Below are 23,252 nucleotides of genomic sequence, written 5' to 3'. Positions count from 1 at the left end.
CTGCGCCATCGGGAACATGCCCAGGCCGGGGATATCCCGAGGGATTCGATGATTTCCAATACCCAACCGTCGCAACGTTCGTTACCAAGCCGACAGATGTGGGCTCCCCGCCCCCTGGGGTGGGGAGCTTCATTGCGACCACATTATTCTGCGCTCCACAATCCAAGATTACCGAGGCTTGCGGCGAGCTTGAGTCGGGCGGTTCGCCATTTTGATATCGCCACCAAACGTTGTTTTTGCGCTTCGGTCAGTGCGGTCTGCGCGTTCAGGAGTTCGGTGAATGTACCGACCCCCGCCTTGTAGCGTCCGCGGGCTATATCGAGCGCGCGTTGCGCATCGGCAAGCAGATCTTTCGAATTGCCCACATTGACGGTGTCGGTCTGCAAGCTCTGGTAACTTTCCCATACATCGAGCGATACCTGCAGTTCTGTATCCCGCAAATCCGCTTCCTGTGCATCGGCTTGCGCCTGAGCCTGCGCGGTGCGATAGCCGGAGGCGAAGCCTTCGAACAGCGGGATTGTCACCTGGATACCGATCGTGCTTCCACGACTGGTGCTTACCGAGGGCGAACCCAGAGAAACCGGTTGTTGCTGATACGACGGATTGTTCTGCGCCAGGCTGCCTGCGAGTGAGACGGTGGGGCGGCCCTGGGCTCGCATGGCGTCGACATTGGCGCGCGCGGCTTCCAGCATCGCGCGGGCGGCTACCAGTTTGGGGTGGTGAATCTTCGCTTCGTCGATGAGCCGATCGACGCCTTCGGACAATCCGGCGTCTTCCGGCGACGGCTCGGTTTGCGCGAGCTGCAGCGGTGTATTTGCATCGAGGCCCATCGAAACGGCCAGCGCACCGATCGCCATACGCACATCACCCTCGGCGCTCACGCGATCGAGCACCGCGCGACGCCAGGTCGTTTGCGCCTGCAACTGATCGCTTAGCGTACCAACCCCAGCCTCGTGCTTCGCGCTCGCCTCGGCGAGGCTCTCCCTTGCGATGTCCTCCGATCGCCGTGTCGCATCGACGGACGCCTCTGCATCGCGCACCGCATACCAGGCCTTCGCGGCATGGAAGAACACGGTTTGCAGCACGTTGTCCTGCGTGGCATTTGCGGCGGCAAGTAGCTGACGCGCCTGATGCAGGGCAGCGCTGCGTTTGCCAAAATCGAACAGCACCCAGGTCAGGTTCAGCATCCCGTATTTGCTGGACGAATTCTGCGAATTTCCGATGTCTCCCAGCCCGAAGGCGCTGGCATCGTAGGTGGTCCGCAGCGTATCCCGTTCGTAGCCAGCGGTTGCGTTCAGCGTCGGCAGATAAGCTGCCTCGCTAGTTCCGACTGCAGCCGCCTGCGCGCGGGCGTTCGCCCATGCCTTACGTGTCTGGGGATTTGCGCAGACTGCCTGTAGGATGACGTCCTCCAGTTCGATGGGGCGATCAGTGGCTACCTCAACGCACGACATGTTCTTCAGCGTTGTCTCGGCCGGGGTCGCGGAGACCAGTTCGTGCGTGCGGTAGACGTCAAGCAACTGGGCCACGGCGGGCCGGGTGTCAAACAGCGCGGCCGCACAGGCGACGATCAGGCAGGAACGGACCGTCGGCATTATTGTCCTGCCGGCATCGGACTTTCGGGGGACATTGAAGCGTCAACCTCTGTGCCACCGGTCGACTGGTCGAGCACAATCCTGCCGCCGTTCAGTACGATCACGCGCGATGCCGACGCTATTGTTTCCGGCCTGTGAGCGACAATCAGACGCGTCATATTAAGCATGCTGACAGCGGCGTTCACCTGTTGCTCGCGCTGTACGTCGAGATGGCTCGTCGCTTCATCGAGCACCAGGATCTTTGGCCGCTTGTAGAGCGCCCGTGCCAGCAGGACTCTCTGCTTCTGGCCGCCCGAGAGCACCGTGCCCATGTCGCCCACGAGCGTGTTATAGCCCATCGGCATCCCAACGATGTCCGCGTGTATCGCAGCAAGCTGTGCACACTCAGCCACCCAGCGCGGGTCGGCCTGCTGATCAAAGAAGCTAATATTGTCGGCGATCGAGCCGGCGAACAGTACGTCGTCCTGCATCACGGTGCCAACCAGCGCTCGCAGGCGATCGAAGCCGAGCCGGTCGACGTCGACGCCACCGATCCGGATCGAACCGGATGTCGGCGCGAGCACTCCGAGCAGTACGTTGATCAACGTGGTCTTGCCACAGCCTGACGGTCCAATGATCGCAACCGATTCGCCGGGCTCAATTTTCATCGACACCCCGTCGAGCACGAGTGGTTCGCCGTCGGCGTAGCGGAACGTGAGTTGGTCGGTTTCGATGCTGGAGATCAGGTTGTCGATTTCTCCGGGCACCTGCCGCAAGCTGGCACTGGGCTCGGGTTGCGCGAACACAATGTCGGCAAGACGCTCGCCCTGCAGCTGCAGCATCCTGACCTCGAAGAACCGGTCGATGAGGCTGCCGACCCGGCTGTCGAACTGGCCCTTGTACGCATTGAATGCCATCAGCACGCCGACTGTGAACTGGCCGTCCATCACAAGACGTGCACCGAGCCAGATAATGACGAGCCCTTCAAGACCGAACAGCAGCCCGTTTAACTGCTGGAAGAGTAGCTGCAGTTTCTGCACGTGGAGGCCCGCATTGATCTGTTCGACCAGTAGCGTGAGCCATCCCGATCGCCGCTCGCTCTGCCGATTGAACAGCTTGATCGCCTTGACTCCACGTACGGTCTCAAGGAAATGACTCTGCTGTTTCGCAGTGTGGACGATCTGCTCTTCGGTTGCCTGCCTCAGGGGGCGATACCACAGTGCCCGCAACAGCGCGTAAAGCAGCATCGTGCCGAGCGCGATCAGGGCAAGTCTCCAGCTGTAGATGAGCATCATCATAAGCGTGACGATGGCCATCAGTCCGTCGATCACTGCGCTCAGGAACGACGTTGTCAGCGTCTGCTGGATCGTATCGACCGATCCGAAGCGCGACACGACGTCGCCCAGATGCCGGCGCTCAAAATACTGCACCGGCAGGCCAAGCAGATGAGTGAACACGTTGGCGCGCCACTGCACGTTGAGCGTTGTACCGAAATACATCAGTGCCCATGTCCGGACTGCGCTGGTCGCCTGCTGCATCACCAGCAGCAGGCCGAAACCCAGTGCGAGCACCGTCAGCAGGTCGCGATCGGCACCGACGATGGCTTCGTCGATTACCCATTGCAGAAAGAATGGCGATGCCAGCGTGAATATCTCCAGCGCAAACGCGAGAAGCAGGATCTGCGCAATCGAGCGCGACAGTCCGGTCACCGGCCCGAGCAGCGCACGCAGTTTGACCGATGGGGTTGCGTCGCGAGGCTTGAAGCTGCTCGCCGGCCAGAGCTCCAGTGCGACGCCGGTGAACGCCCGGGACACTTCCTCGAGCGACAGCCTGCGGAGCCCCTGCGCTGGATCATGAATGGTCACCGTCTTGCCGGTCACTTCGCGCAGTACCACAAAGTGATTGAAATTCCAGTGCAGGATGCACGGCGTGCGCAACTGGCTGAGATGATTGAGATCGAGCTTCAGCGCACGGGTGCCGAGATCGAGATGCTGCGCGATTGCGATCACGCGGCCCAGGCCAACGCCCTTCAGCGACACCGGAAACCGGCCGCGCAGCGTCGCGAGGTCGATGTGATGCCCGTGATAACCCGCGACCATTGAAAGGCACGCGAGACCACACTCCGCAGCTTCGGTCTGCAGGGTCACCGGAAGCCTGTTGCCGATGCCAAATGAAAGACGATCCAGAAGAGACATGGGCAGGCGAGAGATCAGAGTTTGCCGGTCAGGCTGTAGAGAGGTTCGAGCACCCATTCGTACAGGCGACGGCGTTCCTGCAGAACATCCGCCTTCAGGGCCATGCCTGCCTGCAGGGGCTGCGGCTTGCCATAAGCGGTGACTTGCTGCGCGTTCAGCGCGACGGTAATCCGGTAGTAGCTGCCATCACGGTCTATCGGCCCGCCACTTGTTGCGAGTTCCGCAGACGACAGTGCGGTCCGGGCAATCGACACAACACTCGCTTCGTACTGTCCGAATTTCTGATACGGAAAAGCCTGATAGCGGATCAGTACGGGATCGCCGACATGAATGAAGCCTACAGCAGCGCTCGGCACGAACAGGTACGCCTGCCAATGTGCATCCGATGGCACGATACTGGCCAGCGGATGGGTGGTGTCGACCATCTGGCCCGGTTCAGCGATGACGGCGGTGGCGGTGCCGGTTTCCGGCGCCGTGATCACCAGTTCACGCTTCGCCTCACTCTCGATCAGGCTCTGGTCCACGTCAATCACGCTGCGGTCGATTTGTGATAGTTGGTTCTGTTGCCTGAGCGCCAAGCCGGAGAGATCGTTTGAGGCCTCCTTCAGCAATTGCGCGGTGCTGGCGCGGTCACGCTGGAGGCCATCGAGCTTCGCGCGCTGGTCTAGCAAATCGGCTTCGCGCTGCTGGGCCTGGTCCTTCGAGATGTAGTCTTTGGCAAGCAAGCCCTCGTAGCGCGCAGCGGCGTCGGCCGCCAGCGACGTACGGGTGCGCTGGGCCTCAAACTGCGCGTCAATGCCGGCAAGCTGGACACGCAGGCTGGTGATCCTGGCTTGCAATGTATTGCGTTCGTCGCCCTGCAACTGTCGCGTCTTCACGATCTCCTGCTGCAGCGAAATTTTTCTCTGCCGAGCCTGATCAATGAGCGCAGCTTGCGTGTCGCCGGCGACCGCGCTCTGCAGATCCGTCGAGACGGTGTAGAGCACCTGACCACGCGTGACACCTTGACCTTCGACGATATATTTCCTTTGCACGACACCGGGCTGCGGTGCGTAGATCTTCGCGAGCCCAGTGTTGGGCGTTATTACCCCTTCGACGGTGGTGCGTCGCGTATAGCTGCCGAACGCGAAAAATAGGATTACAACAGCTGCCATGCAAATAGCGACTGCTGTCAGAAGCGCTAACGACAATGGGCGGATGAGCACAATTTCACCGAGTAGACGCGTGCCTTGAGCGTCTTGGGCTGCCTGCCGGAAGAGAGGTGTCTGGATCATTGAAAAAGATCGAATTGCTTCCCGAGCAAGATGGCTGGTGAAATACAAAGCAATTAGCAAAAATCCAACATTATGTGCAGATGTGCCGCAGTTTAAATCGATCAAAAAAAGTGCCGAATGTCCGTATTGTCATGGCCCGGCGATTTGACGTCTGCAGCCTCACGTCCAAACTCAATTTGAGATTCTTGCAGACACGATGGGCTAATTAAAGTAGGTGATCGCATTATGGTGCAACATACGATCACCTGCCGATGCCAGTCGAGTCAAGTGTATAGGGGTAAAAATAGTCAAAAATATGTAATTAAGGGGGCGTGATATGTTTCAAGCCGCCAACCACACCGCCACCCAGCATCCCACCTAGCCCAGCGGCCGCCCAATTCCCACCTGTGGCCAAGCTTGTGAGGGCCGATCCAATACCACCATAAACAGCACCAGATGCAATTGCATAAACCAATCCGCTTACGCCCCCCCGCATTCTGGTTTGGTTGGCCTTCTTGCTCCTCTCCCCCCGATACTAGCAACAGTTCATAAGCGGTTAATTCTTGAATGCAGCCAATCTCCAATGAATTTTCAATTGCCGAAGAGTGATTCATCATTTTTTCTTCCGTGTATTTGCATAGTTAAAAAGAACTTCCGCCAAAACAACGGATATAGCACCTGCAAAAACATCTCTCAAAATCGATCCTTCTAGAATTTCAATTTTCCCCAAAATAAACCATATCGCAACGCCAAGCAAAAAAATCAGAAGGAGTTTTGCGGCAACCGCGTTAATGTCCATATCGATAATTTTTTATTTCTCCAGATCACGCCAGAAGGATGAGCCGACACTGTCATACGATATTCATGTGGAAAATACAAAAATGTAAGCTCAGATCGTCGATTCATAATCGCGCCACGAACTGCAATACACGTTTCTACCGTAGCACTCCGTATTAATGCTCGCAACCTCCTTTTGGAGGCAATCCTATCAAGTTAAGCCGGAACCCTTGTAAACAAAGGCTCGCTCATTGACGATGCGCCTCAACGCCATCTTCAATATTTCGCGATATGAAATTGGCTTGACCCCATCTTGGCCAAGCTCCTCGAAGGCCTTCATACCGGCGATCTGTGCACTCGCCATGTCGACGATCCGCGTCGCTTCAGCCGACGCCGCACGCTCGATTTCGTCAACCTGAGCTGTTGGTTTCTAGCGCCCCGCGCGGGGCCATACAGACCGAACTCGACTGTTTCTTCGCCATGCTGATCGATCAGGCTGAACTGATCCGCCGCGTCAGTGCGCAAGCCGTGTCCACGGCGCGACAGCACTTGCCGTTCTCCGTATTCACCGACCTCAATGATCAACTGCTCACCAGCATCGAACAGTACTTGTTCACGCTCCGATGGCCCGCGCTGCGGGTCGTCGCGGCCAAAGGCTCCGACCTGCGCCTGACCTCGCGGGATGCCACGCGACGCATGATCACCGCCTGATCCGCGTCCGCGCGTGCTCACGACGAATCTGCTCGACGCGCACGCCTATTCGGCCGCCGACATTGCTGCGCTTTAACGCCGCCTCCAAGGTACGAAGTCGCTGGCATCGTTTCTCGATCTGTTTAACCAGCGAGTTGCACGTCCGTTGCCCTTTCGACAAGGCTGACTTGCCGTGATTGTGCGCAATATTGACGGACCGCGATGTCTTGGTCGTGGGAGGTTTTCCGCAGAAAGGCGAAGCTAACGATGCTCCGTATTTTTGCTCGATGGGCCGGCCTGTCGATCGATTTTCTGGTCGGGAAAAAGAGAAGTTTTGCGTGCCTCTATCGCTAACCTTCATTAGCGATAGGGTTACGTTTTGGACCAAAACTGCCATTTTGCAAAACGCGTCACATCCACCTGTCACACCGCTGTCATCCCGAAGCCTATAACTTTTGGATGCCTGTTCTTCCGGACTCGCTCTCCTTTCCCGACGCCGCTTCCCTGGCCGTCTTGCGTACCTGGTACGCGAGCGTCGGCTCGCGCGAAGCCGTCGAGCGTTATTGTCCCGACCAGCTCGGAGAAGGAAAGTCGGCCCGTGGTGTGACTGGTCGTATCCGACGGAAACTCGTCGAGTTTGCCATCAGTCGTCATCGTGACGCTCTGGCGAAACTGTTTCAGTGCGAAGCAGGCGAACGGATTCGTCACCGCAAAGCGGTGGCCCGGGCCGTCGCCGCGTTGCATACGAACGGCATCAGGACGCTGGCCGAGCTGATTGTGCGAATTTCCCGGCGCCGTCGCTGGTGGCTCGGCATTCCCAGTCTCGGGGAGCGTAGCGCGCACCGAGTCGAAGCCTTCTTTGCGGCTTGTTCCGCGCTGACGGAGCGGGCTCGTTCGCTGGTCGTGGCGACCACCCCGGAATCCGTGACGCCGTGGGAAAACATCCGCGTCCCCCATGATGTCGACGGTTCGCGCGGCATCTTCCGTGCGCCGAAGGCGATGTGCGCACGATCCCAATCAGGCGGAACGGTCCGGCGTACGCCAGGGTCATAACTGTTTTCCCCGGGAGTAGCGAATGGCATCGAGCCAAGGCACAGTCGATTTCATCGTCGAGCAGATGGCGGCGGCCGGTACGGTATCGGCGCGCAAGATGTTCGGCGAATACGGCATCTATTGCGACGGCAAGATGGTCGCGCTCGTCTGCGACGATCGGTTGTTCGTCAAGCCGACGGCCGAAGGCCGCGCGTTTCTCGGCACGTGCGAAGAAGGCCCGCCGTATCCGGCTGCGAAGCCGCACCTCGTCATCGCCGGCGAGCGCTGGGACGATCGCGAATGGCTGTCGGCGCTGATCCGGATCACCGCCGCGCAGTTGCCGGTGCCGATGAAGCGGCGCCGATAACGGCTCATTCGCGTGCCATGTTGCGCTGCGGCCAGGCGTATTCTGTGACACATGTGCGCGACCATCGCGCATCCGGCGGGAGCACAAGAATGAAGACATCCGGACATTCGCGCGGCACGTGGCTTGCTCGCCGCGCCCGGCGCGCGCTCGTCGCGGCCCTGTGCGCGGGCTGGAGCGCGCTGTCGTTCGGCGCGGACGATGCGGCGACACTGCTCGAGCGTTACCGCAGCCTCGGCCCGCAACTGAAGGACAACGCGTTTCACCGGCCGCTGGTCCTCGAATCGGCGGAAGCGTCGTCGTCGCTGAAGGGCGACATCTACGCGGTGGTCGACTATCCGTACGCGGTGGTGAGCAGCCAGCTCGACGATCCCGCGCAGGGCCCCGCGAACTGGTGCGCGGTGCTGATCCTGCACCTGAACACGAAGTATTGCCACGCGTCGACCGGCAGCAACGGCCCGGTGCTCGACGTGAACCTCGGCCGCAAGATCCAGCAGAAGCTGCCGGACACCTACCGCGTGCAGTTCCGCTATCGCGTGGCGGCCGCGACGCCCGACTATTTCCAGGTCGACCTGACCGCCGACAGCGGCCCGATGGGTACGAAGGATTACCGGATCGCGCTGGAGGCCGTGCCGGTCGGCGCATCGCGCACGTTCCTGCATCTGACGTATTCGTATGGCTTCGGCACGGTCGGCCGGATGGCGATGAAGACCTACCTCGCGACCGTCGGCAGCGACAAGGTCGGCTTCACGACCGTCAGCGGCGGATCGGCCGCGCAGCCGCAATACGTCGGCGGCGTGCGCGGGCTGCTGGAGCGCAACACGATGCGCTACTACCTCGCGATCGACACGTTTCTCGCGACGCTCGACAAGCCGCTCGACCAGCGCCTCGCGCGCTGGTTCGACGCGACCGAGCAGTATCCGCAGCAACTGCACGAGGTCGAGCGCGGTGCGTATCTGCAGATGAAAGCGCAGGAGGTGCAGCGGCAGCAGGCGGTGCGGTAGGCGGTGGCTGCTGCCGCATGGCCGCTCAGGCGAGCAGCCCCGCAACCACATCGACGATCCGCTGCAACAGCGCTTCGTCGTAAGGCAGCCACGGCACCGCGCGCAGCGGCGATGGCGGCGGCTCGATCGCGGGTTCGACGGGTTCGCCGTCGCGCATCACGCGACCGGTCGCACAATGCACCGACCACGCGCCGACGCGCACATGGCGCTCGTCGAGCGTCACCCGGCCTTGCGCGATCGGTTCGGCGAACACGAGCGCGAGCACCTGCTTGCGATGCCGCGCCATCGTGCCGAGCGGCAGGTCGGACAACCGGTGCAGGCGCTGCTCGCGCTCGTTTCTCGCGGCGCGCTGGCGCACCGGATCCGCCAGCGTGTCGGCCGCGCGCGTCGCTTCATCGTCGAGCGCGAATGCGGCGACGCTGACGAGCAGGTCGACCGCACGCGCCACCTCCGAGAACACGACGGGATCGATTTCGCCGATCGGCGCGGCCATCCAGCGCCGCTCGCGCCTGCGTTCGACGTGCAGCCGGCCCGACGTGCCCTGGCCGTCCGTGCCGGGAAAGAGCCGCGCGGCGACGCTGAAGGTTGCGCGCACGTCGCCGAACTCGCGCGCGAGGCCGTCGTCGTACGCGCGGATCGACCAGCCTTCGCGGCGCGCGACGCCGATCAGCGGGCGGCTCGCGAGGACATGACCTTCGAACATTGCCGAATGACTGGTCGCGATGTCTTCGTCGGCCGGCACGTAGAACTCGCGGAACGCCTGCCGAACGGGCTGCCGGATCGCTCGGCCGACGATCGCGCGCTGCCACGCGAGCCGCTCGTCCGCATCGGCCAGCAGCGGATGCCAGAGCCGGATCTCGCTGTCGGCGTCGAGTTCGCACACCGCGCCGGCGGCGTCGCGCAGCACGACCTTGCCCTTTGCGATATCGGGCATGAACGAAACGGTCGCGCCGTCCCGCGCGCGTGCGTGCCAGATCGTGCGGATCGAGAACGCGGCGCCGGCCGGCGCATCGACGAGGCGCTCGCGCCATTCGGCATGGCCGAGCGTCATCGACTGCCAGAAACCCGCTTCCATGCAGGTGGCGAGCATCGTGAGCTGCTTCTTGTCGGGCTTCGCGTCGAGTGTCATGCGCAGCGCGGTGTGCGGCCGTTCGCCGAGCGCGCGTTCAGCCGGCTTCAGGTTACGCGCGAGCTTCTTCTGCACGCCCGCGTGACGCACGGTGGCCAGCGCATCGCGCAGCGCACGCACGCTCTCGGGCGTCGGGATCGTCTCGACCGCATGGCCGAGCGCGATCGCGAGCGATTGCGACGGCGCGGTTTTCGCGGCGGTCGGCGCGACGCACACGCCGGTCAGCAGCGGCCCGATCAGCGGGGGGAGCCACGGTGCGTCGCGATAGGCCGCGACGCGCGCCGCGCGCGCGACGACCTGCGCGTCGTCGGTCGTGAACGCGCGATCGGCCTGATAGGGGACTTCACCCGCGTGAATCGCGGCGACGTGCCGCGCGGCTTCGGTCAGCGTGTCGCGCGAGAAGTCGACGTAAGCGGGCTCCTCCGCGAGCGTGGCGGCCGGATCGTCGGCGTTGAACCACAGCCGCTTCGGCGCGAAATAACCGTCGTTCGTCGCGGCCAGCGCGAGCAGCGCCGCCGGCCCGAGTTCGGGCAGCACGTCGAGCTCGCGCACGCGAAACGGGGAATCGGTATTCAACTGCGCATACGTATTGCGCAAGGCCGTGATGTCATGCCGGCCGGCGAACGACTGGAGCGCATATTCCCCGTACACGGAGAGGCTTTGCAGGCCGTCGTTCTGCGGTTCGTCGAGGATGCGCGCGAGTTCGGCCTGCAGCGCGGGCGCGGGCAGCGCATCGAGACACGACAGTTCCTGTAACGCGCGCTGCCACGCGCCGGCCGGAATGTCGCGGAACAGTTCGAGCGCGGCCTCGGCATCGACGAGCGGCGCGAGCTCGAGCGCATCGATCCGGGCGCGCAGCCAGCGCGCGAATTCGGCGCGCGGATCGTCGTACGCGTAGTCGTGCTGCGCGACGTGTTCCTCGGTGCGGCGCAGCGCCGGCCACACTGCGCCGAGCGCGTGCGCGTCGAGCGTCGACAGGTCGAGCGGCGCGCCGGTGAAGCGCGGGTGGTCGGCGGTGCCGGTCAGCCGGGCGACGAGCTGGTCGACGATGGGCGGCTGGACAGATTGGGTCATGATGTTCGGCGGCCCTCGCGTGGCGGCATCGGATCGTCTTGGGTGTGGTGTTTGGCGTCAGCGCGGGCGCAGCCGCTCGACCATCTCGTGGATGACGATATGGCGGATCGCGCGCAGCAGGTGCATTTCGCCGCCGAGCGTCGCTGTGTTACATCCCGACGGCGAAATTCAGGAAGAAACCGTGCGATCGACGAGTTTTTGGCGGGCGATAGGCGGAATTGTATGAAAAACCGTGTGATCGCACAGTTTTTGTTCCCGATTTGCCCGGCAACCTGTCCCGCCACGGAGTGCACTCGTCACCGCTGTCCTGCCGTTCCGTAAAGTCACGAACCTCCGTCCGGCGTCGCGGCGTGTGATTTGCCGGCATCGCGGCCCATTTCATAAGACGTACAGTTCCCCTGCAATGCGCGAATCGCGCCGAACTGTACTCTTGTTCGCGCGATCGATGTGTGTACTCGTCGCCAACTGTTCTGCTCTTAAGATTTCACCATCAAGTGCACAGTGCCGCGGATCCAGTCGCACCGGAACCCTGTCGGCGCATCTTCAAGAGAGAGCCAGTGCGATGGAAAAGGCAAAACCGGAGGGAAAGATCAGGATTCACGACGGCCCGGTCGGCGGGCGCAACACGCGCGTATCGGACGCAAACGGCAGGGCAGCCCAGCTGCGCCGCCCGGCGGGAGGTACGCGATGAAACTCTATGAAAAACTCGCGGACGACATCGAGCGCCTGATCCGCCAGGGCGTGTACCGGCACGGCGACCGGATTCCGTCGGTGCGGCAGGCGAGCCAGCAGCACCGGATCAGCATCACGACCGTGCTGCATGCATATCTGCTGCTGGAAAGCCGCGGGCTGCTCGAAAGCCGCCCGCAGTCGGGCTATTTCGTGAACCTGCGGCGCGACGACGGCCATGCGCCGGTACGCGAGCTGCGGCCGTCGAAGCCGATCGCGATCTCGTCGTCGGTGGACGTGAGCCGGCTCGTGCTGTCGACGCTGCGCTCGATCGGCACCGACGACGCGGTGCCGCTCGGCTCGCCGTACCCGGACCCGAGCCTGTTTCCGTTCGAGAAGCTGAACCGCTACGCGTATGCGGCCGGCCGCGACAAGTCGCTGTGGGGCGTGACGGACGGGCTGCCGCCCGGCCATCCGCGGCTGATCCGCCAGATCGCACGCCGCTACCTGGAAAACGGGATGTCGGTGGATCCGAACGAGATCATCGTGACGGTCGGCGCGACCGAGGCGATCAACCTGTGCCTGCAGGCGGTCGCGAAACCGGGCGACACGATCGCGGTGGAATCGCCGACGTTCTACGCGATGCTGCACGCGATCGAGCGGATGGGGATGAAGGCGATCGAGGTCGCGACGCATCCGGAATACGGGATCGACATCGCGGCGCTGGCTGCGATCGCGAAGTCGCAGCCGATCGCCGCATGCATGGTGATGCCGAACTTCCAGAACCCGCTCGGCTTCCAGATGCCGGACGAACGCAAGCGCGAACTGGTCGAGTTCGCGACGAAGACCGGGATGCCGCTGATCGAGAACGGCGTGTACAACGAACTGTATTTCGGCGATGCGCATCCGAGTTCGCTGAAGTCGTATGACCGCAGCGGGATCGTGCTGCACTGCTCGTCGTTCTCGAAGAGCCTGACGGCCGCGTACCGGATCGGCTGGGCGCTGCCGGGCCGCTATCGTGACCAGGTCGAGAAGCTGAAATTCCTGAACACGCTCGCGACGCCGTCGCTGCCGCAGCTCGCGATCGCGGAGTTTCTCGAACGCGACGGCTACGAGCATCACCTGCGGCGCCTGCGCAAGGCCTACGCGCAGCAGGCGAACCTGATGCGCGCGATGGTGTCGCGGTTCTTTCCGGAAGGCACGCGCATCTCGAGCCCGGCGGGCGGGTACGTGCTGTGGATCGAGCTGCCTGCGCAGATCGACGCGATGCGGCTGTACCAGCTCGCGCTGGAGCAGGGGATCACGATCGGGCCCGGCTACATGTTCTCGATCACGGACAGCTATCGGAACTTCATCCGGTTGAACTACAGCAGCCCGTGGTCGCCGGAGATCGAGCAGGCCGTGATCACGGTCGGGAAGCTGGCGGCGGCGTGCATGCGGTAAGCGGGCGCGCGCGGTATCGTGTGCTTCAACGACGAAGCCGGCCTGGTGCCGGCTTTGTCATTTCGACGGTATGAAGCGGTGGCCGCGCCGAAGACGTATCCGGTGGCATCCGTCACCGCCGCTCGTCATCGCCGGCCGGGCGCTCGCAATCGAGTGCCCCGGAGGTTTGCCTGACCGATGTTACCCGCCCGTCACCGGCGGGAAAAACGCCACCTCGCTGTCCTCCCGCACGACGAATCCCCCCGTCACCATCTCGAGATTCACGGCGGCCCGCACGGGGCGGTCCGTTCGCAGCGCTTCCGCGCTGCGCGCGTCGCGTGCGGCCAGCGTGTCGCGCAGCGCGTCGACGGTGAGTTCGCGCGCATCGATCTCGACGATTTCCTCGTCGCGCTCGAGTTGCTCGCGAATGCTTGCAAAGTATTTGATCGTCAGTTTCATTGCGTTGTCTTTGGAAGGAGCGGCGGAATCGGAAAGGGCGCAGTGCGCCAGCTCAGCCCCAGCGCCGCATCGCCTGGTCGTCGTGCGCTTTCGCCTCGACCCAGCCGGATACGCCGTCGTGGCGGATCTCCTTCTTCCAGAACGGTGCGTGGGTCTTCAGGAAATCCATCAGGAATTCGCACGCGTCGAACGCGGACCCGCGATGCGCGGCGGCCACCACGACCAGCACGACCGCCTGGCCGAGCGGGATGCGCCCGACGCGATGCACGATCCTGATCGTTTCGAGCTGCCAGCGCGCGCTGGCTTCCTCGACGATGCTCCACAGCGCCTGTTCCGTCATCGTCGGATAGTGCTCGACCTCGAGCGCGATCACGTCATCGACGTCGCCTTCGTTGCGCACCACGCCGAGGAAATTCACGACCGCGCCGACATTCGGATTGCGAACGATCGGTGCGAGCTCGGCGCCGGCATCGATCGGCGCGTACTGCACGCGCACTTCGAAGCCCGCGGCAATCGACGGTGGCGGTTCGGGATGCGGGTCGGTCGCGTTGTCGGGAGCGGGGCTGCCCGCTTGCAACGGATCGTCCGGCAGCCCGGCGCGGGATTCGGTGAAGCTCGTCATGACGGTTCTCCTGTAGGCGGTGCGTGCGGGGTCGCGCGGCGGCCCCTCAGCCGCCGACCAGCGACATGCGCACGGTCGGATAGGTCTTGCCCGGCGCGCGGGCCGGCCGTGCGGCCCGGCGCTCGGAATAACGGTCGTCGCGGTGCGTCCAGCGATCGCGCACGGCGGCGGCGAGGTCGGCGCTCGCCGCTGCGTCGTCGAGCCACGGCCGCAGGTCGGTGCCTTGCGTCGCGAACAGGCACGTGTAGAGCTGCCCGTCGGCCGACACGCGGGCGCGAGAGCAGGTGCCGCAGAACGGATGCGACACGCTCGCGATGAAACCGACTTCGCCCGCGCCGTCGATGTGCGCGCAACGAATCGCGGTCGCGTCGTGCCCCGGTTCGCCGACGAGCACGAGCGGATAGTGTTCGTCGATCAGTTCGCGCATCCGCGCGGCCGTCACGACCTTGTCGCCGGACCAGAAGCTCGCGCCGCCGACGTCCATGTATTCGATGAAGCGCACGGCCACGCCGGTATGCCGGAAGTGCCGCACGAGCGGCAGGATCTGGTCGTCGTTCGCGCCGCGCTCGATCACCGCGTTGACCTTGACCGGCGCGAGCCCGGCCGCCTGCGCGGCCTCGATGCCGGCCAGCACGCGCGACACGGGCACGTCGGTGTCGCTCATCCGGCGGAACACCGCGTCGTCGAGCGCATCGAGGCTGACCGTCACGCGCGACAGGCCCGCGTCGCGCAGCGTGCGCGCCTTCGCGGCCAGCAGCGAGCCGTTGGTCGTGAGCGCGATTTCGACGGGCTTGCCGTCGACGGTCGTCAGTGCGGCGAGGCGTTCGATCAGCGCTTCGAGGTTGCGGCGCAGCAGCGGCTCGCCGCCGGTGATGCGGATCTTTTCGACGCCGAGCGACGTGAACGCACGGGCGATCTTTTCGAGTTGCGCGAACGACAGCCGCTCGGACGACGGCATGAACGCATAGTCGGCGCCGAAGCTTTCGCGCGGCATGCAGTAGCCGCAGCGGAAATTGCATTGATCGATCACGGACAGGCGCAGGTCGCGCAGCGGGCGGCCGAGCGTGTCGGACGGGCGGGGGAAAGCGCCGGGCGATGCGCCGCCGGACAGTGCGGCAGCGGCCGGCGCGGCGGAAACGATGGCATTCACGATCGGTTCGTCTGCCTGCAAGAAGTAAGCGGTGGGGCGTCGCCGGTCGGCCGTGCGTGTGCGAATGGGCAGGCGCACGGCGCGTGACGAGCCTCATCGTGAGGATAGTCCGCCGGGTTTTGGCGGCAGGGACACAATCGCGCCCGAATCGTAGGGATACAGTTCACCGAGCGGCCGGCGTGGCCGGCGCGGCTGCGCATGCCGCGAATCGGGCGGGTGAGCGGCGTCGCGCTCATGCGAGCCAGTGCGCGAATTCGTAATACGGCACCGCGTCGCCGCACGCGATGCGCTGCCCGGCCGGCAGCCGGGCCAGCCCGCTCGCCTGCACGAGCGACTGCAGCGTGCCGGCGCCTTGCTGGCGCAGCGTGTCGAGCGCGGGCGTGCCGTCGAGGCCGACGGTGCAGTGCACGCGCACGAAACGCTCGCGCTGCGGATCCGGTTCGAAGTCGGCGTCGATCGGCAGCGACGGCACGATCGGCATGCGTGTGTTGCGCCCCTGCAGGCGGCGGATCAGCGGCGCGACGAACAGCGCGAACGCGGTCATCGCGGCCCCCGGATTGCCGGGCAGCAACACCACCGGCTGCGTGTCGAGCCGGGCGAGTGCCACCGGCTTGCCCGGTTTCATGCGCACGCCGGCGACGATGAACGACGCACCGAGCGCGTCCAGTCCGGGGCGCAGCAGATCCTTGTCGCCCACGGACGCGCCGCCGACGCAGATCACCAGGTCGCAGCCCGCGTGCAGGTCGCGCAGCGCACGATCGACGGCGGGCGCCGTGTCGGCCGCATGCAGGCTCATCGCGACCTCGGCACCGGTTCCCGAGACCAGCGCGGCGAGCATCGGCGCATTGCTGTTGTAAATCTGTTGCGGCGCACGCGGCTGCCCGCACGCGACGAGCTCGTCGCCGGTCGTCAGGATGCCGACGCGCAGCGCCGGGCGCACGTCGACGCGCGCGAACCCCTGCGCGGCGGCCACGCCGACATGCATCGGGCCGATGCGCACGCCGGCCGGCACGAGCAGGTCGCCGGCGCGCACTTCCTCGCCCCGGCGGCGGATGTGCGAGCCGCTGCGCTGCGGCGCGTCGAACGCGACCCAGCCGTCCTGCTCGCGTGCGTGCTCCTGCATCACGACGGTGTCCGCACCGGGCGGAATCACGCTGCCGGTGAAGATGCGCGCGGCCGTGCGCGGGGCGAGCGGTGCCGGCGTGTCGCCCGCATAGCAGCGCTGCGCGACGTGCAGCGGCTCGCCGTGTGCCAGATCCGCGTGACGCACGGCGTAGCCGTCCATCGCGCTCTGGTCGGCCGGCGGCTGGTCGAGCACGGCGGTGAGCGGCGCGGCCAGCACGCGGCCGGCGGCTTCCGCGACCGGGATGGACGTGGTGGCGCCGAGCGGCGCGAACGCACTGGCGAAATGCTGCTGCGCGGTATCGAAATCGGTCAGGGGTTTCATCGGAAGAGCGCCGGATGCGCTTGAGCGAGCGCGGGTTGATCGGGGTGAGTGGGGGGCGCGGCGTCGGGCGACACGTACTCGACGAAGCCGTCGTTGCGGCAGAAGCCGACCAGCCGCACGCCGGCTTCGCGGGCGACGTGGATCGCGAGCGAGGTCGGCGCCGAGATCGTCGCGATCATCGAGATGCCGACCCGCGCGGCCTTGCGCACCAGTTCGTAGCTTGCGCGGCTCGACAGGAACACGAAGCCGTCGTGCAGGTTGGCGCGGCGCCGCGCGAGCCGGCCGATGAGCTTGTCGAGCGCGTTGTGGCGGCCGACGTCCTCGAACACGTCGAGCACGGCGCCGTCGCGGTCGCACCACGCGGCCGCGTGAATGCCGCCGGTCTCGCGCATCAGCGTCTGGTGGGCCGGCAACGCGCGCGCGGCGCGTTCGATCGCTGCCGCGCCGATACCGGCGGCCGTGCCGGCGGCGGCGATGCGCGGCGGGTGCAGGTCGAGCTGCGCGATGCTTTCGATCCCGCATACGCCGCAGCCGGTGCGGCCGGCCAGCGCACGCCGGTGCGCCTTCATCGCCATGAACGCCTGCTGCGACACGGTCAGCCGCACTTCGGCGTTGCCGGCCCGGCATTCGCTTTCGATGTCGAAAACGTCCGATGCGCGCTCGACGATGCCTTCGCTCAGCGCGAAGCCGAGGCCGAACACGTCGAGGTCGATCGGGGTGGCCATCATGACCGTGTGCGCAATGTCGTTGAACACGAGTGCAACCGGCGTTTCGTCGACGACGCGATCGACGGTGTCGCGCGCTTCGCCGGCACGGTGACGCGTGACCTGACACGCGGTGCTGCCGGTCGGATCGTCGCGGCGGATGCAGGACTCCATGCGGTGTTCTCCAGGCGGATCGGCCGGCGCGCCGGCCGGGTCGGGCGGGTACGCCGGACCAGGGGAATCGGGATGCTGCCCGGCGGGCGCGGCCGAGAGGGCGCGCCGTCGCCTCGGGCAGGCGTTTCATGGGATGTTAAGGGGGATGACAGGCGCACCGGATGCACAGCGCCGCCACGCGGAAAGCAGTACAGCTGACCATCCCGCCGGCACGAAATGTGTTTTCCGTGCACACATCTTCGGCGGCGTAAGCAGCACAGTTTCAACGCACGTTCGAACGATTGCGAGTATCGTTGCAAACGCGATATCGTCATTCACGCTTCGATGCCATGCGAGCGACCGTTTGTCTTCGCATGTGTTGTCGCCAAGCCGTCGCGCGATTTCCTGCTTCGAGCGTACGTCCTCACAACCACGAGCAAATTACGGTCATGGAAATCTTCGATGCGTTCCATCTCGCCCGCTTGCAATTCGCGTTCACGGTGTCGTTCCACATCGTGTTTCCCGCGATCAGCATCGGTATGGCGAGCTTCCTGGCAGTGCTGGAATGGCGCTACCTCGTCACCGGCGATGCCGCCTACAAATCCATGTTCCAGTTCTGGTCGAAGATCTTCGCGATCGGCTTCGGGATGGGCGTGGTCTCCGGCGTCGTGATGGCGTACGAGTTCGGCACCAACTGGGCCGGCTTCTCGCGCGTCGCGGGCAACATCACGGGCCCGCTCCTCACGTATGAAGTGTTGACGGCGTTCTTCCTCGAAGCCGGCTTCCTCGGCGTGATGCTGTTCGGCTGGCAGCGCGTGAGCCCCCGCGCGCACTTCTTCGCGACGCTGATGGTCGCGGTCGGCACGCTGATCTCGACGTTCTGGATCCTCGCGTCGAACAGCTTCATGCAGACGCCGCAAGGCTACAAGATCGAGAACGGCCTCGTCGTGCCGGTCGACTGGTTCAAGATCGTCTTCAACCCGTCGTTCCCGTTCCGGCTCGTGCACATGACGATCGCGGCGTTCATCGTCGCGGGCTTCATCGTCGCCGCGTGCGGCGCGTGGCACCTGCTGAAGGGGCGCCGCGACGAGCCGGTGAAGCGCAGCTTCTCGATGGCGCTGTGGATGCTGCTGGTGCTGGCGCCGATCCAGATCGTCGTCGGCGATGCGCACGGGCTGAACACGCGCGAATACCAGCCGGCGAAGATCGCTGCGATCGAGGGGCTGTGGGAAACGGAGAAGGGCGGCACCGCGCTGAACCTCGTCGGGTTGCCCGACATGCAGGCCGAAACCACGCGCTATGCGATCCAGGTGCCGCACCTCGGCAGCCTGATCCTCACGCATAGCTGGGACGGCGAAATTCGCGGGCTGAAGGAGTTCCCGCCGCAGGACCGCCCGTATTCGCCGATCCTGTTCTGGACGTTCCGGATCATGGCGGGCCTCGGGATGCTGATGCTGCTCACCGCGCTGCTCGGGCTGCTGCTGAGAAAGGGCGGGCGCCTGTATGAAACGCGCTGGTTCCAGTGGTTCGTGGTGGCGATGGGGCCGTCGGGCATCGTCGCGCTGCTGGCCGGCTGGATCACCACCGAGGTCGGGCGGCAGCCCTGGACCGTGTACGGCGTGCTGCGCACCGTCGATTCGGTCTCCCCGCTCACCGCGCAGCAGGTCGGCGTGTCGCTGCTGGTCTTCGTGGTCGTGTATTTCCTGGTGTTCGGAACGGGTATCTATTACATGATGAAACTGATGAAGCGCGGGCCGGCTGCCCAGGCCGGGTATATCGAGCTGCACCGGCACCCGGGGCTGCGCAAGAGCGCGCTGTCCACGCCGCTGAACGTCACCGAAGCGGAGTAAGCCATGCAAATCGATCTTCCTGTCGTGTGGGCCGCGATCATCGGCCTCGGCGTATTCATCTACGTGATGCTGGACGGCTTCGATCTCGGCATCGGGCTGCTGTTTCCGTTCTTCGATGCGAAGGCCGAGCGCCAGGTGATGCTCGACACCGTCGCGCCGGTGTGGGACGGCAACGAGACGTTCCTGGTGCTCGGCGGCGCGGGGCTCTACGGCGCGTTCCCGGTCGTGTATTCGACGCTGCTGCCGGCGAACTACCTGCCGCTGGTGCTGATGCTGGTCGGGCTGATCTTCCGCGGGGCGGCGTTCGAGCTGCGCGCGAAGGCCACGCGCACGCAACACATGTGGGATCTCGCGTTCATCGGCGGCTCGGCGCTTGCCGCGTTCTGCCAGGGGATCGTGCTCGGTTCGCTGCTGCAGGGCATCAAGGTCGAGAACAACCAGTTCGCGGGCGGGCCGTTCGACTGGCTGTCGCCGTTCAGCCTGCTGTGCGGGATCGGCGTGCTCGTCACGTATGCGACGCTCGGCTGCGGCTGGCTGATTCTGAAGGTCGACGGCGAGCTGCAACGCAAGATGCGGCTCCTGATGAAGCCGCTCGCGGGTGTGCTGCTCGCCGTGATGGGCGTGGTCAGCCTGTGGACCGTGATCGGGCTGCCCGCCGTCGCGCATCGCTGGTTCGGCAGCGGCAACCTCGGCTGGTTCCTGCCGGTGCCGGTCCTCGTCGTCGCCTGCGTGTGGGGCATCTTCCACACGGTGAAGCGCGAGCACGAGGCCACGCCGTTCCTGCTGACGCTCGCGCTCGTGTTCCTCGGCTACACGGGGCTCGTGATCAGCATCTGGCCGAACATCGTGCCGCCGTCGCTGTCGATCTGGGACGCGTCATCGAGCCCGTCGAGCCAGAAGTTCGCGCTCGTCGGCACCGTGATCGTGTTGCCGATCATCCTCGTGTACAACGCGATGCAGTACCGCGTGTTCCGCGGCAAGGTGCGCGAGGGCGATATCGGTTATCACTGAGCGGCCATGGCTGAACGCCGCATGACGTGACGGGCATGGCAGGCGCGGGCGTATCATCACGCGCAGCGCATTGCTCGGCCCGGCATTCACCCGACAGCGGCCCGCCACGCGCGGGCCGTTGCGCATCAAGCGCCGGCGCGCCGTTCGATGCATTTCCTGGCAGTCGAGAAAACACCATGATCGTCCGACCACAACAAAACTGGCTCAGGATGCTGTTCGTCTGGAACGGCTCCGTGCTGCAATCGATCATTCCGCAGCTCGTGTTCATGGCGATCGTCAGCACGCTGGCGGTCTTCACGAACGGGCGTATCTTCGGCGAGAAGATTCCCCTCAACACTGCGCCGTTCACGCTGTTCGGGCTCGCGCTCGCGATCTTCCTCGGGTTCCGCAACAACGCGAGCTTCGAGCGCTTCAAGGAGGCGCGGCATCTGTGGGGCAACCTGCTGATCGCGGCGCGCACACTGACGTCGCAGTTCAATCGCTACCTGCCCGACAGCGTGAGCGACGCCGAGCGCGACCGGCTGGCCGACCTGCTGATCGCGCTCACGTATGCGCTCAAGCATCAGCTTCGCCATACCGATCCGACCGCGGACCTGCAGCGCATTCTCGGTACGCAGCGCACGGCCGAGCTTGGCGGCAAATGCTTCAAGCCGGTCGCGATCCTCGACGAGCTGCGCGGCGGCATCGTCGGCGCGCTGGGCCGTGCGCCCGGTAGCGACGCGACCTGCTGGATGTTCGAGACGCAGCTCGACGAGGTCGGCAAATCGGTCGGTGGTTGCGAACGCATCCTGTCGACGCCGATTCCGTTCTCGTACAGCGTGCTGCTGCATCGCACCGTGTATGCGTACTGCGTGCTGCTGCCGTTCGGTCTCGTCGATTCGACGGAGTTCTTCACGCCGCTGATCTGCGTGTTCATTTCATACACGCTGATCGCGCTCGAAGCAATCGCGAGCGAGGTGGCCGAGCCGTTCGGCCTCGCACCGAATGCGCTGGCGCTCGATGCAATGACGCGCACGATCGAACGGTCGGTGCTCGAACTGGGCGACCGTCCGATGCCGGAGGAATTCGTGCCGGCGTCGACGTATCAGATCACGTAGGCGGCGGGGGCGGTAGTGTAGTCGTCGGTAAGGTTGATCGGTCGGATCGGGAACGGTTGTGTAGACTCGGGCTCGTTCAATGGAGCCCACACCATGCAATTGCTCGATCACGTGTCGATCGGCGTTCCGGATATCGATCTGGCACGCCCCTTCTACGATGCTGTCATGTCCGCGTTGGGCGCGGCGAAGGTCTATGACCGGGCCGGTGCGCTCGGCTATGGAGAACGTTGCAGCGCGAATGACCCGGAATCGACTTTTCTAGCGGTGTATCTGGATCCCGCCGAAGTTGGGACGAGCAAGCGGCACTGGTGTTTCAAGGCCGCATCGCGCGAGCAGGTGCATGCGTTTTTCGAGGCGGGCCTGTCTACGGGCGGCCAGTCCGACGGCGACCCCGGATTGCGGCCGCATTACCACGGCGACTACTACGCGGCCTTTCTGATCGATCCGGCCGGCAACCGGGTCGAGGCCGTGTGTCATTCGGCGGGGGCGGTGCGCGAGGGGGCGTGACGGTGGTGATCCCCCGCGGTCGTCAGTTTTCGATCGCTTCGGAGTCCCACGTCCCGAGCGATATCGCTTTGTTCAGCATGCCGACGGTCAATGCATGTCGCCGGAACGTATGAGGCTTTCCGAGCAGGTATTTTCGCAACGCGTGATAGAGCAGCCCCTCGCCCTCCATCAGGAAGTAACGCCCAAAGTCGTAGTCTCCGCGATCGACGTCGAATCGGGCGAAAAAGCGTTCCATGAAGATGTCGGCGTCGTCTCCGGTCTGCCCAAGGTCGTCCGAGAGGGAGGTTTGCTCTGTAATACGGCGCTTGTCCGGGATAGCGGCTTCCTTGCGAACGAACGCTTCCAGCGCTTCCCAGTTGTGTCGGTCGCCCATTAGAAAATCCTGTCCTCTGGTTTCACAATCCGGTTGTACCGGTAAATGGTGCTCCGGACAATATGGAAGACATCCGTTCCAAGCATCACCCAGCCGACACCCGGTAGGGTTCGTCCGACAAACACAGCCAGCCGATGCGTCAGGATTATCCGCAATCTCTTGATGCTGTTCAGCGTGACGGTCGGCAATACCTTGCGCTTGAATTCATACCGAAACAGCGACCTCGACATGACTGATGCGACCGACGTGCCTCGGGTCGTGCCGGATGGTTTGGCTCGGGTTGGAAGAATAGGAAGACCGGACAGTATCAGAACAACGGCTTCGACATCGTCGATGCCGATCTGCTTGCAGATTTCGTCTGCGGCAATCAGGAAGAACAACTCGATCGGAGTCAGGTCAGGTTCGTTTTGATAGCTATAGGTATTCACGTGGTGCCCGCCGGGATGCAGGCGAGGCAGGCCGTACGCGTTGTACGTCCCGTTCGCCGTCGTGGTTGATGGCGGGCTACGTTAGCGAAGTGCTCTTTGCGGGGCAATGTCGGGGTAGGCCGGCGGCTGCGGTGGCGTTGACGAGCGATTCACGCGAAAACCACACGACCGCCGTTTCCGGTCGCGTGGTGGCGGAAGAGCGGCACGGGACCATCGCGCAGCCGATGTTTATCTTCGATGTGATGCCAGGGATGAAAGGTTTTCGAAT

Annotated in this window: 22 protein-coding genes; 9 read left to right on the top strand and 13 right to left on the bottom strand. The window is 64.2% G+C overall.

Annotated elements, in window-relative coordinates:
* Nucleotides 1-143: 143 nt before the first annotated feature.
* From LXE91_RS36410 to LXE91_RS36390, 5 genes are all read right to left on the bottom strand, one after another.
* Nucleotides 144-1,595: a TolC family protein gene (locus tag LXE91_RS36410; RefSeq protein WP_039362718.1), complete on the bottom strand. Its 1,452-nt coding sequence runs from the start codon at nucleotides 1,593-1,595 to the stop codon at nucleotides 144-146.
* Nucleotides 1,595-3,769 carry a peptidase domain-containing ABC transporter gene (locus LXE91_RS36405; RefSeq protein WP_046197080.1) on the bottom strand — a complete coding sequence of 725 codons (2,175 nt, stop codon included), beginning with the start codon at nucleotides 3,767-3,769 and terminating at the stop codon, nucleotides 1,595-1,597. Before LXE91_RS36405 ends, LXE91_RS36410 begins: the two co-directional genes overlap by 1 nt.
* Nucleotides 3,770-3,783: 14 nt before the next feature.
* Nucleotides 3,784-5,043: an HlyD family secretion protein gene (locus LXE91_RS36400; protein ID WP_039362719.1), complete on the bottom strand. Its 1,260-nt coding sequence runs from the start codon at nucleotides 5,041-5,043 to the stop codon at nucleotides 3,784-3,786.
* A 592-nt stretch (nucleotides 5,044-5,635) separates the two neighbouring features.
* Nucleotides 5,636-5,821 carry a hypothetical protein gene (locus LXE91_RS36395; RefSeq protein WP_135370819.1) on the bottom strand — a complete coding sequence of 62 codons (186 nt, stop codon included), beginning with the start codon at nucleotides 5,819-5,821 and terminating at the stop codon, nucleotides 5,636-5,638.
* A 189-nt stretch (nucleotides 5,822-6,010) separates the two neighbouring features.
* Nucleotides 6,011-6,163, bottom strand: a complete 153-nt coding sequence (locus tag LXE91_RS36390; protein WP_157644917.1) for a hypothetical protein — start codon at nucleotides 6,161-6,163, stop codon at nucleotides 6,011-6,013.
* A 116-nt stretch (nucleotides 6,164-6,279) separates the two neighbouring features.
* Here LXE91_RS36390 and LXE91_RS36385 point away from each other — a divergent pair, with 116 nt between their 5' ends.
* The 4 genes from LXE91_RS36385 to LXE91_RS36370 all read left to right on the top strand — a co-directional run bounded on the left by LXE91_RS36385 (nucleotide 6,280) and on the right by LXE91_RS36370 (nucleotide 8,889).
* The gene (locus LXE91_RS36385; RefSeq protein WP_039362720.1) at nucleotides 6,280-6,510 is read left to right on the top strand and encodes a hypothetical protein; all 231 of its coding nucleotides are present in this window, start codon (nucleotides 6,280-6,282) and stop codon (nucleotides 6,508-6,510) included.
* A gap of 438 nt (nucleotides 6,511-6,948) precedes the next feature.
* Entirely contained in the window at nucleotides 6,949-7,542 is a 594-nt protein-coding gene (locus LXE91_RS36380) for a phage integrase family protein (RefSeq protein WP_076841489.1), read from the top strand.
* 22 nt (nucleotides 7,543-7,564) lie between these two features.
* Nucleotides 7,565-7,888 (top strand): TfoX/Sxy family protein, encoded by a 324-nt coding sequence (locus LXE91_RS36375; RefSeq protein ID WP_039362722.1) that lies wholly within the window; start codon nucleotides 7,565-7,567, stop codon nucleotides 7,886-7,888.
* 89 nt (nucleotides 7,889-7,977) lie between these two features.
* Nucleotides 7,978-8,889, top strand: coding sequence for a hypothetical protein (locus LXE91_RS36370; RefSeq protein ID WP_039362724.1), 912 nt, complete (start codon nucleotides 7,978-7,980; stop codon nucleotides 8,887-8,889).
* Between the two features lie 25 nt (nucleotides 8,890-8,914).
* Here the strand turns inward: LXE91_RS36370 and LXE91_RS36365 are convergent, their stop codons facing one another.
* Nucleotides 8,915-11,092, bottom strand: a complete 2,178-nt coding sequence (locus LXE91_RS36365; protein ID WP_039362726.1) for a DUF4132 domain-containing protein — start codon at nucleotides 11,090-11,092, stop codon at nucleotides 8,915-8,917.
* Between the two features lie 687 nt (nucleotides 11,093-11,779).
* Here LXE91_RS36365 and LXE91_RS36360 point away from each other — a divergent pair.
* The gene (locus tag LXE91_RS36360) at nucleotides 11,780-13,204 is read left to right on the top strand and encodes an aminotransferase-like domain-containing protein (RefSeq protein ID WP_046197081.1); all 1,425 of its coding nucleotides are present in this window, start codon (nucleotides 11,780-11,782) and stop codon (nucleotides 13,202-13,204) included.
* A gap of 180 nt (nucleotides 13,205-13,384) precedes the next feature.
* On the opposite strand, the gene moaD is transcribed toward LXE91_RS36360, so the two are convergent.
* The 5 genes from moaD to fdhD all read right to left on the bottom strand — a co-directional run bounded on the left by moaD (nucleotide 13,385) and on the right by fdhD (nucleotide 17,739).
* On the bottom strand, nucleotides 13,385-13,642 hold the full coding sequence (gene moaD, locus LXE91_RS36355; protein WP_039342384.1) for a molybdopterin converting factor subunit 1: 258 nt from the start codon (nucleotides 13,640-13,642) through the stop codon (nucleotides 13,385-13,387).
* A 52-nt stretch (nucleotides 13,643-13,694) separates the two neighbouring features.
* Complete coding sequence (locus LXE91_RS36350) at nucleotides 13,695-14,264, bottom strand: molybdenum cofactor biosynthesis protein MoaE (protein ID WP_039342387.1); 570 nt, start codon at nucleotides 14,262-14,264, stop codon at nucleotides 13,695-13,697.
* 46 nt (nucleotides 14,265-14,310) lie between these two features.
* Nucleotides 14,311-15,435, bottom strand: a complete 1,125-nt coding sequence (gene moaA, locus LXE91_RS36345; RefSeq protein WP_039342388.1) for a GTP 3',8-cyclase MoaA — start codon at nucleotides 15,433-15,435, stop codon at nucleotides 14,311-14,313.
* 211 nt (nucleotides 15,436-15,646) lie between these two features.
* On the bottom strand, nucleotides 15,647-16,861 hold the full coding sequence (locus tag LXE91_RS36340) for a molybdopterin molybdotransferase MoeA (RefSeq protein WP_278068175.1): 1,215 nt from the start codon (nucleotides 16,859-16,861) through the stop codon (nucleotides 15,647-15,649).
* Nucleotides 16,858-17,739: a formate dehydrogenase accessory sulfurtransferase FdhD gene (gene fdhD / locus LXE91_RS36335; protein WP_039342393.1), complete on the bottom strand. Its 882-nt coding sequence runs from the start codon at nucleotides 17,737-17,739 to the stop codon at nucleotides 16,858-16,860. Before fdhD ends, LXE91_RS36340 begins: the two co-directional genes overlap by 4 nt.
* 428 nt (nucleotides 17,740-18,167) lie before the next feature.
* Here fdhD and LXE91_RS36330 point away from each other — a divergent pair, with 428 nt between their 5' ends.
* The 4 genes from LXE91_RS36330 to LXE91_RS36315 all read left to right on the top strand — a co-directional run bounded on the left by LXE91_RS36330 (nucleotide 18,168) and on the right by LXE91_RS36315 (nucleotide 22,183).
* Nucleotides 18,168-19,568 carry a cytochrome ubiquinol oxidase subunit I gene (locus tag LXE91_RS36330; RefSeq protein ID WP_039342394.1) on the top strand — a complete coding sequence of 467 codons (1,401 nt, stop codon included), beginning with the start codon at nucleotides 18,168-18,170 and terminating at the stop codon, nucleotides 19,566-19,568.
* A gap of 3 nt (nucleotides 19,569-19,571) precedes the next feature.
* A complete protein-coding gene (gene cydB / locus LXE91_RS36325) occupies nucleotides 19,572-20,579 on the top strand; it encodes a cytochrome d ubiquinol oxidase subunit II (protein WP_039342396.1) in 1,008 nt (335 codons plus the stop codon).
* Nucleotides 20,580-20,755: 176 nt separating this feature from the next.
* Nucleotides 20,756-21,676: a bestrophin family protein gene (locus LXE91_RS36320; RefSeq protein ID WP_039342399.1), complete on the top strand. Its 921-nt coding sequence runs from the start codon at nucleotides 20,756-20,758 to the stop codon at nucleotides 21,674-21,676.
* A 93-nt stretch (nucleotides 21,677-21,769) separates the two neighbouring features.
* Nucleotides 21,770-22,183, top strand: a complete 414-nt coding sequence (locus LXE91_RS36315; protein WP_039342401.1) for a VOC family protein — start codon at nucleotides 21,770-21,772, stop codon at nucleotides 22,181-22,183.
* A 22-nt stretch (nucleotides 22,184-22,205) separates the two neighbouring features.
* On the opposite strand, the gene LXE91_RS36310 is transcribed toward LXE91_RS36315, so the two are convergent.
* Both LXE91_RS36310 and LXE91_RS36305 read right to left on the bottom strand, forming a co-directional pair.
* The gene (locus LXE91_RS36310; RefSeq protein WP_039342404.1) at nucleotides 22,206-22,556 is read right to left on the bottom strand and encodes a DUF1493 family protein; all 351 of its coding nucleotides are present in this window, start codon (nucleotides 22,554-22,556) and stop codon (nucleotides 22,206-22,208) included.
* On the bottom strand, nucleotides 22,556-22,984 hold the full coding sequence (locus LXE91_RS36305) for an STM2901 family protein (RefSeq protein ID WP_039342407.1): 429 nt from the start codon (nucleotides 22,982-22,984) through the stop codon (nucleotides 22,556-22,558). Before LXE91_RS36305 ends, LXE91_RS36310 begins: the two co-directional genes overlap by 1 nt.
* Between the last annotated feature and the right edge of the window lie 268 nt (nucleotides 22,985-23,252).

This window comes from Burkholderia contaminans, assembly GCF_029633825.1.
GTDB lineage: Bacteria > Pseudomonadota > Gammaproteobacteria > Burkholderiales > Burkholderiaceae > Burkholderia > Burkholderia contaminans.
Note: the sequence above shows the minus strand (reverse complement) of the source record. Positions and strands in the feature narration are given on the sequence as shown.